Source organism: Micromonospora sp. NPDC005172, from assembly GCF_040608555.1.
Taxonomy (GTDB): Bacteria; Actinomycetota; Actinomycetes; order Mycobacteriales; family Micromonosporaceae; genus Micromonospora.
In genome coordinates, this window is sequence record NZ_JBEXIL010000006.1 from 116336 (window position 1) to 130052 (window position 13717).

The 13717-nt window shown below is 71.4% G+C and carries 13 protein-coding genes; 12 read left to right on the forward strand and 1 reads right to left on the reverse strand.

All coding sequences use genetic code 11. The features are described from left to right. Window positions 1-53: 53 nt before the first annotated feature. The 4 genes from ABZV06_RS06230 to ABZV06_RS06245 all read left to right on the forward strand — a co-directional run bounded on the left by ABZV06_RS06230 (window position 54) and on the right by ABZV06_RS06245 (window position 3191). Window positions 54-785 (forward strand): phosphocholine cytidylyltransferase family protein, encoded by a 732-nt coding sequence (locus tag ABZV06_RS06230; protein ID WP_355240463.1) that lies wholly within the window; start codon window positions 54-56, stop codon window positions 783-785. After that, window positions 773-1840, forward strand: coding sequence for an iron-containing alcohol dehydrogenase family protein (locus ABZV06_RS06235; protein ID WP_355240460.1), 1068 nt, complete (start codon window positions 773-775; stop codon window positions 1838-1840). The genes ABZV06_RS06230 and ABZV06_RS06235 overlap by 13 nt, the downstream gene beginning before the upstream one ends. Next, window positions 1815-2534 (forward strand): CDP-alcohol phosphatidyltransferase family protein, encoded by a 720-nt coding sequence (locus tag ABZV06_RS06240; protein ID WP_355240457.1) that lies wholly within the window; start codon window positions 1815-1817, stop codon window positions 2532-2534. Before ABZV06_RS06235 ends, ABZV06_RS06240 begins: the two co-directional genes overlap by 26 nt. Before the next feature lie 222 nt (window positions 2535-2756). Next, the gene (locus tag ABZV06_RS06245) at window positions 2757-3191 is read left to right on the forward strand and encodes a peptidase inhibitor family I36 protein (RefSeq protein WP_355240454.1); all 435 of its coding nucleotides are present in this window, start codon (window positions 2757-2759) and stop codon (window positions 3189-3191) included. A 163-nt stretch (window positions 3192-3354) separates the two neighbouring features. Here ABZV06_RS06245 and ABZV06_RS06250 read toward each other — a convergent pair whose 3' ends face one another. After that, window positions 3355-4614, reverse strand: coding sequence for a glycosyltransferase (locus tag ABZV06_RS06250; RefSeq protein ID WP_355240451.1), 1260 nt, complete (start codon window positions 4612-4614; stop codon window positions 3355-3357). Window positions 4615-4638: 24 nt separating this feature from the next. On the opposite strand from ABZV06_RS06250, the gene ABZV06_RS06255 reads away from it, so the two are divergent. From ABZV06_RS06255 to ABZV06_RS06290, 8 genes are all read left to right on the forward strand, one after another. Further along, window positions 4639-5499 (forward strand): DNA-formamidopyrimidine glycosylase family protein, encoded by an 861-nt coding sequence (locus ABZV06_RS06255; protein WP_355619093.1) that lies wholly within the window; start codon window positions 4639-4641, stop codon window positions 5497-5499. A gap of 264 nt (window positions 5500-5763) precedes the next feature. After that, window positions 5764-7335, forward strand: coding sequence for a sugar transferase (locus ABZV06_RS06260; protein ID WP_355240705.1), 1572 nt, complete (start codon window positions 5764-5766; stop codon window positions 7333-7335). 32 nt (window positions 7336-7367) lie between these two features. Beyond that, window positions 7368-8594 (forward strand): histidine kinase, encoded by a 1227-nt coding sequence (locus ABZV06_RS06265; RefSeq protein ID WP_355240445.1) that lies wholly within the window; start codon window positions 7368-7370, stop codon window positions 8592-8594. Continuing rightward, the gene (locus tag ABZV06_RS06270) at window positions 8591-9349 is read left to right on the forward strand and encodes a LytTR family DNA-binding domain-containing protein (RefSeq protein ID WP_053651534.1); all 759 of its coding nucleotides are present in this window, start codon (window positions 8591-8593) and stop codon (window positions 9347-9349) included. Before ABZV06_RS06265 ends, ABZV06_RS06270 begins: the two co-directional genes overlap by 4 nt. 67 nt (window positions 9350-9416) lie before the next feature. Continuing rightward, window positions 9417-10079 carry a DUF5701 family protein gene (locus tag ABZV06_RS06275; protein ID WP_355619096.1) on the forward strand — a complete coding sequence of 221 codons (663 nt, stop codon included), beginning with the start codon at window positions 9417-9419 and terminating at the stop codon, window positions 10077-10079. Between the two features lie 128 nt (window positions 10080-10207). Continuing rightward, window positions 10208-10885, forward strand: coding sequence for a response regulator transcription factor (locus tag ABZV06_RS06280; RefSeq protein WP_355240438.1), 678 nt, complete (start codon window positions 10208-10210; stop codon window positions 10883-10885). Between the two features lie 68 nt (window positions 10886-10953). After that, entirely contained in the window at window positions 10954-11955 is a 1002-nt protein-coding gene (locus ABZV06_RS06285; RefSeq protein ID WP_355619164.1) for an ATP-binding protein, read from the forward strand. Next, window positions 11952-13676, forward strand: a complete 1725-nt coding sequence (locus ABZV06_RS06290) for a DUF4173 domain-containing protein (RefSeq protein ID WP_355619099.1) — start codon at window positions 11952-11954, stop codon at window positions 13674-13676. The genes ABZV06_RS06285 and ABZV06_RS06290 overlap by 4 nt, the downstream gene beginning before the upstream one ends. Window positions 13677-13717: the final 41 nt, after the last annotated feature.

A 13717-nucleotide genomic window follows, 5' to 3' on the forward strand; every position in this document is an offset into this window, starting at 1 on the left:
GCCCGGGGCTATCCTCCACCGGTGACAGGAGCAGGACGAGGGAGGATCTCGCGATGATCGGAATGGTGCTCGCGGCCGGAGCAGGACGCCGGCTGCGCCCGTACACCGACACCCTGCCCAAGGCGTTGGTGCCGGTGGACGGCGAGACCACGATCCTGGACATCGCGCTGGGCAACCTCGCCGAGGTCGGGCTCACCGACATCGTGATCGTGGTCGGCTACGCGGCGGACGCGGTCGTCTCCCGCCAGGCCGACCTGGAGAAGAAGTACGGGGTCACGCTCACCCTGGTGCACAACGACAAGGCCGAGGAGTGGAACAACGCCTACTCGCTCTGGCTGGCCCGGGAGTACTTCGCCCGGGGGGTGCTGCTGGTCAACGGCGACACCGTGCACCCGGTGAGCATCGAGAAGACCCTGCTCGCCGAGCGCGGCCCGGGCATCCTGCTCGCGGTTGACACCCTCAAGGCGCTGGCCGAGGAGGAGATGAAGACCACCTTCGACGCCGCCGGCCAGCTCACCCGCATCACCAAGATCATGGACCCGGGCGAGGCGTACGGGGAGTACATCGGCGCGACGCTCATCGAGCCGCAGGTCGCCGGCGCCCTCGCCGACGCGCTGGAGGCGACCTGGCGGCGGGACCCGAACCTCTACTACGAGGACGGTTACCAGGAGTTCGCCGACCGGGGCGGGGAGGTGCGGGCCGCGCCGATCGGCGACGTCCCGTGGGTCGAGGTCGACAACCACGCCGACCTGGCCCGCGCGCGGGAGATCGCGTGCCGCTACTAGCGCGGAGCGTCCTCACCCCACTGCACATCGACGTGCGACGCGGGGCGGTCGCCGACCTGGCCGCGATCCTGGCCGACGGGCGGATCTCCGCCGGGGGCGACGTGGCGGTGGTGGTCGGCCCCGGTCAGGGTGCCCAGATCGCGGACCTGATCCGGCCCTCCCTGCGGTCCGCCGACGTGTTCACCGTCGCCGGGGCGACCCTGGACGCCGCCGACGATCTCGGCGGCAAGCTCCGGGCCCGCTCGTACGATGCCGTCGTCGGCATCGGCGGCGGCAAGACCATCGACGTCGCGAAGTACGCGGCCACCCGACGAGGGCTGCCGATGGTGTCGGTGGCGACAAGCCTCGCCAACGACGGGATCGGCTCCCCGGTCGCCAGCCTCATCACCGACGGGATCAAGGGCTCCTACGGGGTGCACATCCCGATCGCGGTGATCGTCGACCTCGACTTCGTCGAGAGCGGTCCGGATCGCCACAACCGGGCCGGCATCGGCGACGTGATCAGCAACATCAGCGCGCTCGCCGACTGGGAGCTGTCTCGGCAGGTACGCGGCGAGCCGGTCGACGGGCTGGCCGCCTCGCTCTCCCGAGCGGGCGCCGAGGCGGTGCTCCACCACCCCGGCGACATGAGCGACGACGCGTTCGTCACCGTCCTCGCCGAGGCGTTGATCTCCAGCGGCCTGGCGATGGCCGTCGACGGCACCAGCCGGCCGTGCAGCGGCGGCTGCCACGAGATCATGCACGCGGTCGACTCGCTCTTCCCGGGCACCGCCTCGCACGGCGAACTGGCCGGGTTGGGTGCGCTGTTCTGTACCTGGCTGCGCGGTGACCTGCGCCGCTTCGCCGAGATGTCCGCCTGTCTGGCCCGGCACGGCCTGCCTCGGCTTCCCGCCGAGGTGGCGCTCACCGACGACCAGTTCGTCGAGGCGGTGCAGTTCGCGCCGCGTACCCGCCCGGACCGCTACACGATCCTCGAGCACCTCGCCCTGTCGCCTACCGAGACGCGGGAGCGGCTGGCAGACTACGCCGGTGCAATCCGCGACCAGCTTGGCTGACCCCCGTCCCACCATCGCCGACTTCCACCGCGTCAACCGGGGCGGCGGCCTGTTCAGCGAGTCGATCAGCCAGTGGCTCGGCGCGGTCTTCGCGCTGGTCGCGCAACGCCTCGGGCTGCGCCCGACCGCGCTGACCCTCACCAACCTGGTGCTCGGGCTGGCCACATCGATCTCCGTGGTCGCGCTCGCCGGGCCGGTCGCCGCCGGGGACGTACCGGCCTGGGTGGTCGGCCTGATCGCGCTCGTCGGTTGGCAGGTCGCGTACTCCCTGGACTGCGCCGACGGGCAGCTCGCCCGGGTCACCGGCCAGGGCAGCCCGGCCGGCGCGCGGATCGACATCCTCTGCGACGTGGCCGCGCAGATCGCCCTGGTGGCGGCGCTCGCCGCCACCGCCGTAGCGCAGGAGCCGTCCACCCCGACCTGGCTGGTGGCCACCTTCGCGGGTACCTGGATGGTCAACCTGGTCACCTCGGTCATGCAGGCCGGTCCGAACGCCGCCAGCATGGTCACCTCGACCTCGCTGCCCGTACGCCTCGTGAAGCTGGTCCGCGACTACGGCGCGGTCGTCTTCGTGGCCGCCCTGGTGCTGGCCGTGGCCCCCGCGCTCGTCCTCTGGGTGCTTGTCGCGTTCACCATTGTCAACGGCGGTTTCCTGCTCGCCAGCATCGCCTTCTCCGCCCGCGCCTCCCTGTGAGAACCCTGTGGCGCGACGGTGGACACGGTGTCCACCAGGATCGAACACCCGCTTGCCGGTGACAGGAGACGTCCGGCCGGCGGTACGTCGGGCCGACCGCGGCCACGACGCGACTCTGTCCTAAGTGGATCAAGAAATGCTACAGAATCTATCTACCGGGATGCTTCATCTTTGAGTGGCAGCTGCACGTGTGTGAGCTGTCGAGAATCACAGGAGGATTTGATGAAGCGGAACCGAGTCCTGGGGAGCCTTGTCGCGGCGGTGGTGGCTACTGCCGGCACATTGGTGGCCGCTGCGCCCGCTCAGGCGGCGTACCAGTGCCAACGTGGCGAGGTCTGCTTCTACGAGCACAACGGCGGAACAGGCAGTGTGGCGGTCCTCGCCACGCTCAGCCCGCGCCGTGGGGGCGGTTATCCCAATGCGGTCTTGGACTTCAGGAAGTTGCTGTACACCAACGGTAAGAATCTGAATGACTCTGCCTCGTCCGTGGTGAACGATACCGACTTCTACCTGTCCGTGTACGAGAACGTCGGCGGTGCTTCCCCGGGGAAGTACGTCTACCTCCGGCCGCATTCGGGGGGGACCTTTGTGGACATGAATGACATGGCCTCCGCCGCTGCTCTCTCGTGCGACCCGAAGCAGTCCACCTGCGAGTGACACGGCCCTGTGCGGTCGTACCCTGATTCCGGCCCAGGACCGTTGGCAATTGAGCCAATGCCCTGGGCCGGAGCTGTCGGGTTTGTCGGACCAGGCACTGCCCGGTGTCGATCGCCGCCCGAAACGTCATCTTCGCCGCCGCTGATCCCCGCGAAGCGCAAGATCAGGCAACGGGGGAAAGCCCGGCATAGACGCCGAGGAGGCGCTTCGTGACCACGTCGGGGTGGAAAGTCTGCTCGTACCGCAGGCGGGCCCGCGCGGAGAGCGCGGCGGCACCGGCCCGCGCGACCGGGAGCGCAGCGGCCAGCGCCGCCGGCTCCGGCGGCACCACCCAGCCAGCGGTGCCGGTGACCACGCCGGTTGGCAGCGGTATCGGCCCCTGCCCGGCGACGGCGGAAGCGGTCTCGGCCGGGCCGGTGCCGGCGGGCTCGTGCGGGGCGTCCGCACCCACGAGGTACGGGATGCCGCCCAACGCGGTGCCGAGCACCGGCCGACCGCTGGCCAACGCCTCGATGATCACGGTGGGCAGCACGTCGTGCCACATCGAGGCCGCGATCACCACCGCGCTCGCCTCGACCGCGGCGCGTACCCCGGCACGGTCGAGCTGACCGAGGTAGAGCACGTCGGGTCGCTCGGCGGCGGCGGCCTCGACCAGCGGGCGCAGCTCACCGTCTCCGGCCACGCGCAGCGTGCCCAGGGTGCCCACCGGATGGCGACGCCAGGCATCCAGCAGCAGGTCGACACCCTTCTCGGGCGAGAGCCGGGCCATGTAGAGGAAGCCGTCACCGAGCGGCGCGGGCCGACCCGGATCGGGTACGGAGTTCGGCTTTACCACGATGCGTTCGTCCGGAATGCCGTAGTCGTGGAGGTGGTCGGCGATCGCCGAGGTGAGCGCGACGTACCGGTCCACCGACCGCCAGGTGCCCCGGTGCACGGCCAGGGTGGTCGCCATCAGCGCGCTCTGCGCCGCCGAGTCGCGGTAGCACCGGTGCCTGATCGCTGGCACGCCCAGCGCCCGACCCTTGCAGTCCTGGCAGATCACGCCGTCCCGGAAGTAGATCCCCGAGGAGCAGACCTGCCGGTAGTTGTGCACCGTCTGCACCACCGGCACACCGTGCCGGTGCGCGGTCCGCACCACCCAGGGCGAGATCAGGGGGTACGGGTTGTGCAGGTGCAGAACGTCCGGCCGGTGCTCGGTGAGCAGCCGGCCCAGGTCCTGCTGGGCACGAGGCGCCCAGATCGGTGAGATCGGCAGCAGCGCCTTGGCGGCCTTCGACATCGACGGGATCTCGTCCGAGCTGCGGATGAAGGGCAGCACCTCGACCCCAGCGGCCGTGAGCTGGGCGATCTCCGAGTCGACGATCGTGTTCTCGCCGGAGGGCTGGGCTTCCCGGTACCGGTTGTGCGCCACCACGATTCTCACGGGAAAGAAGGCTACCGTTGGCTGGTGCCCGAACTACCGGAGGTTGAAGCGCTCGCGGGTTACCTGCGGCAGCGCGCGGTGAGGCGGCGTGTCGACCGGCTGGAGATCGCCGCGATCAGCGCCCTGAAGACGTACGACCCGGCACCCTCCGCAGTCGCCGGGCGGACGGTGGTCGACGCCCGTCGGCACGGCAAGTTCCTCGATGTCGTCATCGAGGGTGACCTGCATCTCGTGGTGCACCTGGCGCGCGCGGGCTGGCTGCACTACCGGGAGGCGTTCCCGTCCTCAACGCCGCTGCGCCCGGGCAAGGGTCCGATCGCCGTCCGGGTCCGGCTCGACGACGGCTCCGGCTTCGACCTCACCGAGGCCGGTACGCAGAAGAAGCTGGCCGCATATCTGGTCACCGATCCGGCGACAGTGCCCGGGGTGGCCAAGCTGGGCCCGGACGCGCTCGCCGCCGACCTGCCCACCTTCGTCGAGCGGCTGCGCAGCCGGCGCGGGCAGGTCAAGGGGGTGTTGACCGACCAGTCGGTGCTGTCCGGGGTGGGCAACGCGTACTCCGACGAGATCCTGCACACCGCGAAGCTCTCTCCGTTCGCGATCACCGACCGGCTCACGGACGCCCAGTTCGCCACCCTGCACGCGGCGACCCGCCAGGTGCTCGGCGACGCGGTTCAGCGGTCCCTCGGTCAGCGCGCGGCGGAACTGAAGGGGGAGAAGCGGTCCGGGCTGAAGGTGCACGCCCGCACCGGGCTGCCCTGCCCGGTCTGTGGGGACACCGTCCGAGAGGTCTCGTTCGCCGATTCGAGCCTGCAGTACTGCGCGACGTGTCAGACGGGCGGCAAGCCGCTTGCTGACCGACGGTTGTCCCGTCTCGTACGGTGAGTAACCCCACATGGCGACTACGGAGCGGAATCGACCCGAGTGAGTCGAACCTCCCGTCCACCGTTCTCGCCACACGCACATCCATCGGTATAGTGGCCCGGTCCCCGGCTTCTGAAATGGTGCGGAGCCGGCCAGATCCCGCCGACACCAGCGGTCGCCAATCTCCTGCGGGGCGGCGACCGGTTGGGACCCGCGTGGGAGACTGGGACGGTGGGCGACCCGGGCCCTCACTGCGAGTGAGCGGCACGTGTCATGCGGGAGGACATGGGTGAGGTGACGGCAAGCCTCCAGCGCCCGGTATCCAACGAAGGCCGGAGCAGACTCGTGCGGCACGTCGACAGCTTCGAGATCCAGCCGCCGACGCCGCCGTCACACAACGGCGTCCCTCGGTCGGCGTGGGCCAGGGCGCGACGCCGCGTCTCCCGGTGGCACCGCCCCTACACCGCGATCCTGCTGCTCCTCGACTTCGGCGCGGCGGCGTTCGCCAGTTGGATCGCGATCCAACTCTTCGACCAGGCCGCCTCCGGTTTCTCCGGCACCAACCAGGACCCGACCTGGTTCCACACCATCTCCTACCTGCTGCTCCCCCTCGGCTGGATGGTCATCCTCTGGAGCAACCGGGCGTACGACCGGCGCTATCTGGGGCTCGGCCCGGACGAGTTCAAGCGGGTGATCCGGGCCGCCGTCACGGTCGCGGCCAGCGTCTCCTTCCTCGCCTTCGCCACCAAGACCGCGCTGTCGCGGTGGACGGTCGGCACGGCGTTGCTCGGAGCGCTGCTCCTGATCCTGTGGGGCCGATTCGTGGCCCGCTGGGCGCTGCACTACATCCGTCGGCGCGCCGGTCAGGCCGCGCACCGGATGGTGCTGGTCGGCACCCTGCCGGAGTGCCTGGAGGTCTACGCGGCGGTCACCCGTAGTCCCGCCGCCGGGCTGATGCCGGTCGCCATCCACATCACCGACGGTTACGCGGCGGCCCGCGGGGTGCCCACGCCGGTGCCGGTGCATGCCGGCCGCGACGTCCTGGCCCTGGTCCGTGAGGTCGGTGGGGACACCATCGCGGTCTGTGGGTCGGCCAGCGCGGAGCCCGGTGAGCTGCGCCGACTGGCCTGGCAGCTCGAAGGCTCCGGGGTTGATCTGGTGGTCGCCCCGCAGCTGACCGACATCGCCGGCCCGCGCGTGCACATCCGGCCGATCGAGGGTCTGCCGCTGCTGCACGTCGAGGAGCCGACGCTCTCCGGGCCGGCGCTGCTGGCCAAGAACCTGATGGACCGGGTCGCCGCCGGCCTCGGCCTGCTGCTGCTGGTCCCGCTCTTCATCTCGATCGCGGTGGCGATCCGGATCTCCGACCCCGGGCCGGTCTTCTTCCGCCAGCCTCGGGTGGGGCACGAGGGGCGCACGTTCCGGGTGTGGAAGTTCCGGACGATGTACGTCGACGCCGAGGACCGGCTGGCCAGCCTCACCGACCAGAACGAGACCGACGGCATGCTGTTCAAGATGAAGCAGGATCCCCGGGTCTTTCCGGTGGGTCGCTTCCTGCGGGCCTCGTCGCTGGACGAGCTGCCGCAGTTGATCAACGTGCTCTGGGGTGAGATGTCGCTGGTCGGGCCACGCCCGCTGCCGGCCGACGACGGCGACTTCCTGGGCGACGTACGACGCCGCCTGCTGGTGCGCCCGGGCATGACCGGGCTGTGGCAGGTCTCCGGCCGCTCCGACCTGTCGTGGGACGAGGCGGTCCGGCTGGACCTCTACTACGTCGACAACTGGTCGCTGGCGTACGACCTGAGCATCCTGTGGCGCACCGTCGGTGTGGTGCTCGCCCGCAAGGGCGCGTACTAGCGCGGAACGCGGCGAGCCGTCAGGATCGCTGCGTGGGTGGCAACCTCTCCGCCGTCATCGGCGTCGTCTCGCTGGTCACCGCGCTGACCGCGGCCCTGCTGGCGGTGCTGCGACTACGCGCCCGGCGCGGCATCGCCACCGCCACCCAGCGGGCCACCTACGAGGTGCTGCACACCGCCGGCCTGGCCGCCGAGCCGCTTCGGGCGGGACTGAGCGCGGCGGGGGCGGCGAAGGCCGTACGCCATCTGCGGGCCCTGGTGGGTGCGGTCGGGCTGGCGCTCACGGACGCCGACGAGGTGCTCGCCCTCGACGGACGCGGCACGCACCACGGCGAGCAACTGCTGGCGGCGGCCCAGCGATCCATCACCTCTGGGCGTTCGACTGTGCTCGGGGAGTCCGACCTGCGCTGCGATCGGGTGGACTGCCCCGTCCGGGGTGCGGTGGTCGCGCCCCTGCACGGCGCTGACGCCCGGGTGGTCGGGGCGCTGGTGGCGATCGCCGACAACGCGCCGGAGCCGGGGCTGGTGCAGGCGACCCTGGAGACCGCGCACTGGGCCGGCAACCAGCTCGCCCTGGCTGAGCTGGACTCCTCCCGGGAGCGGCTGGCTCGGGCTGAGATCCGGGCGTTGCGGGCACAGATCAGCCCGCACTTCATCTACAACGCGTTGACCGCGATCGGCTCGTTCGTCCGCACCGATCCGGAGCGCGCCCGGGAGTTGATCCTGGAGTTCGCGGAGTTCACGAGGTACTCGTTCCGGGCGCACGGGGAGTTCACCACCCTCGCCGAGGAGCTGCGGTCGATCGACCGGTATCTGACGATCGAGCGGGCCCGCTTCGGCGACCGGTTGCAGGTGCGGTTGCAGATCGCGCCGGAGGTACTGCCGGTGACACTGCCGTTCCTGTGTCTCCAGCCGTTGGTGGAGAACGCCGTCCGGCACGGGTTGTCCCGCAAGCCGGGCACGGGCATGGTGAGCATCGAGGCCCGGGACGCGGGCGCCGAATGCCACATCACGGTGGAGGACGACGGGGTGGGTATGGATCCGACCGCGCTGACCGCCGGCATCGCCGAGCTGGCCCGCAGCACCGGCGACCCGGGTGACGACACGGGCCAGCACGTCGGCCTCTCGAACGTCGACGAGCGGCTGCGCTCGGTCTTCGGTGACCGGTTCGGTCTGGTCGTGGAGACCGGGCTGGGGTCCGGCACGCGGGTGAGCGTGCGGGTGCCGAAGTTCCACCCGGGCGTACGGGCCGGTTCGTGACTACCGGGTTCCTCCGGGTGCTGGCGGTGGACGACGAGCCGCCCGCGCTCGACGAGTTGGCGTACCACCTGCGGGCCGACCCCCGGGTGGCCCGCCTGCACACCGCCGGGGACGCCACCGAGGCGCTGCGACTGCTCCGCGACGGTGACGTGGACGTGGTCTTCCTGGACATCCGGATGCCCGGCCTGGACGGCATGGAGCTGGCACGGGTGCTGCGACGGTTCGCTCGGCCGCCGGCGATCGTCTTCGTCACCGCGTACGACGATGGCGCGGTGGACGCCTTCGACCTGGGCGCCACGGACTACGTGCGCAAACCGGTACGCGCCGAGCGGCTGGCCGAGTCGCTGCGGCGGGTGATCGGGTCGCGGGTGGTGCCGTCGCATCCGGCGGCACTGGCCCGGGCCGAGGAGGACCCGACCATTCCGATCGAGCTGGCCGGTACGACCCGGATGCTGCCCCGCTCGGCGGTGCGGTGGGTGGAGGCGCAGGGTGACTACGCCCGGCTGCACACCGCCGAGGGGTCGCACCTGGTGCGGGTCTCACTGGCCACGCTCGCCGAGCGGTGGGCGGATGCCGGCTTCGTGCGGGTGCACCGGTCGTACCTGGTGCAGTTGAAGTTGATCGCAGAGCTGCGCCTGGTCAACTCCGGCTACGTGGTGGTGGTCGACTCCACCGAGCTGCCGGTGAGTCGGCGGCACACCCGGGAGCTGAAGGACAAGCTGGTCAGGGCGGCGAAGCAGGACTGGAGTCGCTGAGGCGGCAATACTCCCACCCTTCCCGTACGTTGTACGATAGGCGATACGACATCCGGGAGGCCGCTCCGTGACCGCAACTCCGTTCGACGCCGAGACCGAGTTCGACCGCCAACTCGACCGCCTGGTGCAACTGGGCTACCCGGCCCTGGCCGGCGTGCCCGAGAGCGCCTTGCGCGACCTGGCCGCCCCGCTGCGATCCCGAGCGGTCGACGGCGCCTCCGGCCTGCCTGCGCCCACCGACGCCCGGGTGCCCTTCCTGCTGGTCGTCACTCGGGACCTGATCGGCGTGGAGCCCCGACTCGAACTCACCACCCTGGCCGGCAAGCGCAAGCCCGGCTTCCTCGACCGCCACTACGCCGAGGGCGACCTGCCGCGCTTCGACCCCATCAAGGAGTTGGAGGTGCCCGCCGGGCCGGCGTACCTCCTCTTCGACGTCGACCGTGGCGAGGAGTTCCGCAACCTCGCCCCGGCCGCGGCGATGGAGGGCATGACCGCCCAGGGTCGACTTCCGCTCACCATCGACGAGGGGCTCGCCTTCATCACGCTGTACCCGGATGCACTGGCCAGCAACAGGTGCTTCTCCCTGGTCGGCTCGCGGTGCGGTGACAAGCGGGTGCCGGCACTGTGGATCAGCCAGGGCGCGCCGAAGCTGGGCTGGTGCTGGTACGGCAACCCGCACACCTGGCTCGGCTCCGCCTCGGCCCGCCCGGAACGCGTCGGACTGGACTGACCCGGGGACCGGCCGAAAGAGGCCTACCGGCAGCACCACCAAGTTATCCACAGGGCTGATCGGTTCTCCACAGGTTATTCACAATGCCACCCACTGATCTCCACGGTGGCTCCCTACAGTCAGACCCCATGAAAGAACGCCGCGTCCTGGTCGTCGAGGACGAACGCACCATCGCGGAGTCGGTCGCCGCCCGACTCCGCGCCGAGGGCTTCCTCGTGGAGATCGCCGCGGACGGCCCCAGCGCCGTCGAACGGTTCCGGGCCGGACAGCCGGATCTCGTCGTCCTCGACGTGATGCTGCCCGGCTTCGACGGCCTGGAGGTGTGCCGGCGTATCCAGGCGGTCCGGCCAGTTCCGGTGCTGATGCTCACGGCCCGCGACGACGAGACGGATCTGCTGGTCGGGCTCGCGGTCGGCGCGGACGACTACCTCACCAAGCCGTTCTCGATGCGCGAGCTGGCTGCCCGCGTACACGTGCTGCTGCGCCGCATGGAACGGGCCGCGACCCCCGCGCCACCCGCCATCCGCCTCGGCGACATCGAGATCAACGAAGCCGAGCGGCGGGTTCGCCGCGCCGGTGCTGACGTGCACCTCACGCCCACGGAGTTCGACCTCCTGCTGCACCTTGCCGGGCGACCCCGCACGGTCCTCCCCCGGGAGCGGCTGCTCGCCGACGTGTGGGGTTGGGCCGAGGGCACCGGCACCCGCACCGTGGACAGCCACGTCAAGGCGCTGCGCCGAAAGCTCGGCGCCGACCTGATCCGGACCGTCCACGGCGTCGGGTACGCCCTGGAGGTGCCCGCGTGACCGGCCGGCTCGTGGACTGGCTGGAGCGGGTGCTTCCCCGTCCTCTCGATCCGGTCCGCTCGATAAAGATGAAGCTCGGCGTGCTGCTGGTCGCCTCCTGGGCCGTGGCCATCGGCTACTTCTGGTACGGCATCGGCTGGCTCCCACCGGGCACGGCGATCACCGCCATCTGCATCGCGCTGGTCACCTCGCAGGTGCTCGCCCACGGGATGACCTCGCCGCTGCGCGAGATGACGGCCGCCGCCGGGGTGATGGCCCGCGGCGACTACACCCGTCGGGTACGTGCCACCTCCCGCGACGAGGTGGGCGAGCTGGCCCAGGCGTTCAACAAGATGGCCGAGGACCTGCACGCGGCGGACCAGCGACGGCGTGAGCTGATCGCCAACGTCTCCCACGAGCTGCGCACGCCGATCACTGCCTTGCAGGGCGTCCTGGAGAACATGGTGGACGGGGTGGCCGAGCCGGAACCGGCGGCCCTGCGCGCGGCGCTGTCCCAGACCGAGCGGCTCGGACATCTCGTCGCCGACCTGCTCGACCTGTCCCGCCTCGACGCCGGGGTGGTGCCGCTGCGCCGGGTCCAGATCGACGTGGGGGACTTCCTCGACGAGGCGGTGGAGCACGCCACCGCGAGCGCGGCCGGCGCCGGGCTGGACGTCGACTTCCGGCTCCGCGAGTTGGCGACGCCGTTGACCGTGCACGCGGACCCGTGGCGGCTGCACCAGGTGTTCACGAACCTGCTCGACAACGCGGCGCGGCACAGCCCAGCCGGCGGCACCGTCCGGGTGAGCGCCGAGGAGCACGTCGGCGAACTCCACTTCGAGGTGAGCGACGAGGGACAGGGCATCCCGACGGCCGAGCGGTCCCGGGTGTTCGAGCGGTTCACCCGTGGCGACCGCGCAGCCGACGGTGGAACCGGCCTCGGCCTGGCCATCGCCCGCTGGGTCGTCGAACTGCACGGCGGTCGGATCGCGGTCCTCGACCCGGTGGGCGCCGTCAAGGGCCCCCGGCCGGGCTGCCGCATCCAGGTCACCATCCCGAACGACAGACCACACCGAGGAGAGGTCGCATGACCACCCCTGGCAGCAATCCGCCTGCGACCACCGGCCCGGCGACGCCGCCGGCCGCCGGCCCGGCGACATCGACCATCGGCCCCGCGACGCCGCCGGCCGCCGGGCCAGCGGGACGACCGGCGCCCGTGTGGCCCCAGCCGATGGCTGCCCTACCGGTCGTGCCCCGGCCACCGTCACTGATCGCGCGGCGCTGGCCCGGCCCGTCCGGGGCCGCGCGTCCGCTGGTCCTGGCGGCCCTGACGGTGGCGGCCGTCGTCGGTGCCTCGACGCTCACGGTGGTTCGCCCCGGACTCGGTTGGCTGGTGGCCGCGCTGGCCGCCACCGCCGCACTCGGCACAGCCACCGTCGTGCGACCCCGGCCGCAGACCGCGCCGCCCACCCCGGCAACTCCACCCACCGCGACCACTCCGGCGGCCACCGTCCGTCCCGATGCCACGGGGGCATCGGGGCGGGCGGCCCAGGTCGTCTGGGCTGCCGCGACGGTCGCCCTGGTGGGCGTGGGCACGGTCCGCGCGGCCGGCTGGCTCTTCGTCCTCTGCCTACTCGGCGCCGCGGTCACCGGCACACTCGCGGTGACCGGCGGGCGGAGCCCGCTCGGAATGCTGCTGGCGGCGACGCTGCCGCCGGCCGCGACGGTACGGGCACTCCCCTGGGCGGTACGCGGGCTGCGCGACACCCGACCGGCCGGCTCGGGCATCGGCGTCGGACGGGTCCTGACCAGCCTGACCGTCTCCGTCGGCCTGCTCCTGCTGTTCGGACTGCTCTTCTCGTCGGCCGACGCGGTCTTCGCCGACCTGGTCACCGGTCTGCTGCCCGACATCTCGGTGCCCGGTGTCACCGGTTGGATGTTCCGTCTGCTGCTGATCGGCGGTGGTCTGCTCGGCGCGGCGTACCTGGTCAGTCGGCCGCCCGACCTGGAAGGGCTGCGGCCGGGACCGTCCCGTCCGGCTCACCGGCTGGAGTGGACCCTTCCGCTGGTGCTGCTCGACGCCCTGTTCGCCGCTTTCGTACTGGTCCAGTTGACAGTGCTGTTCGGCGGCGCGGGACACGTGCTGCGCACGTCGGGGCTCACCTACGCGCAGTACGCGCGGAGCGGGTTCTGGCAACTGCTCGCCGTCACCGGGCTCACCCTGCTGGTGATCGCCGTCGCCGCCCGTCGCGCACCGAAGGCCACGCGTACCGACCGACTGCTGGTCCGCGCACTGCTCGGGGCGCTCACCGCGCTCAGCCTGGTGATCGTGGCCTCGGCGCTGTACCGGATGCAGGTCTACGCCGACGCGTACGGCGCCACCCGACTGCGGCTCGTCGTGGCGACCGTCGAGCTGTGGCTCGGTCTGCTGTTCGTGCTGGTCGGCGTGGCGGTGGTACGGCTACGGGCCACCTGGCTGCCCCGCCTGGTGATCGGCACGGCGGTGCTGGCGCTGCTCGGGTTGGCCCTGGTCAACCCGGACCGACTCATCGCCGACCGGAACGTCGACCGGTACCTGGAGACCGGCCGGTTGGACGTCGGCTACGTGGCCGACCTGTCGGCGGACGCCGTACCGGCCCTGGCCCGGCTGCCCGAACCGGTACGGATCTGCGCGCTGAACCGGCTCGCGACCGACCTGCCCCGGGACGGCCTGTGGGCGACGAACGTCGGACGGGAGCGCGCCCGCCGTGAGCTGGACAGAATCCCGGTGACCGGCCCCGCGTCGCACTGCTTCGGCCTGCGCTACCAGTGAGCGGCGACGCTTGACAATCGCGCGAGGCGGGCAAGACTGCC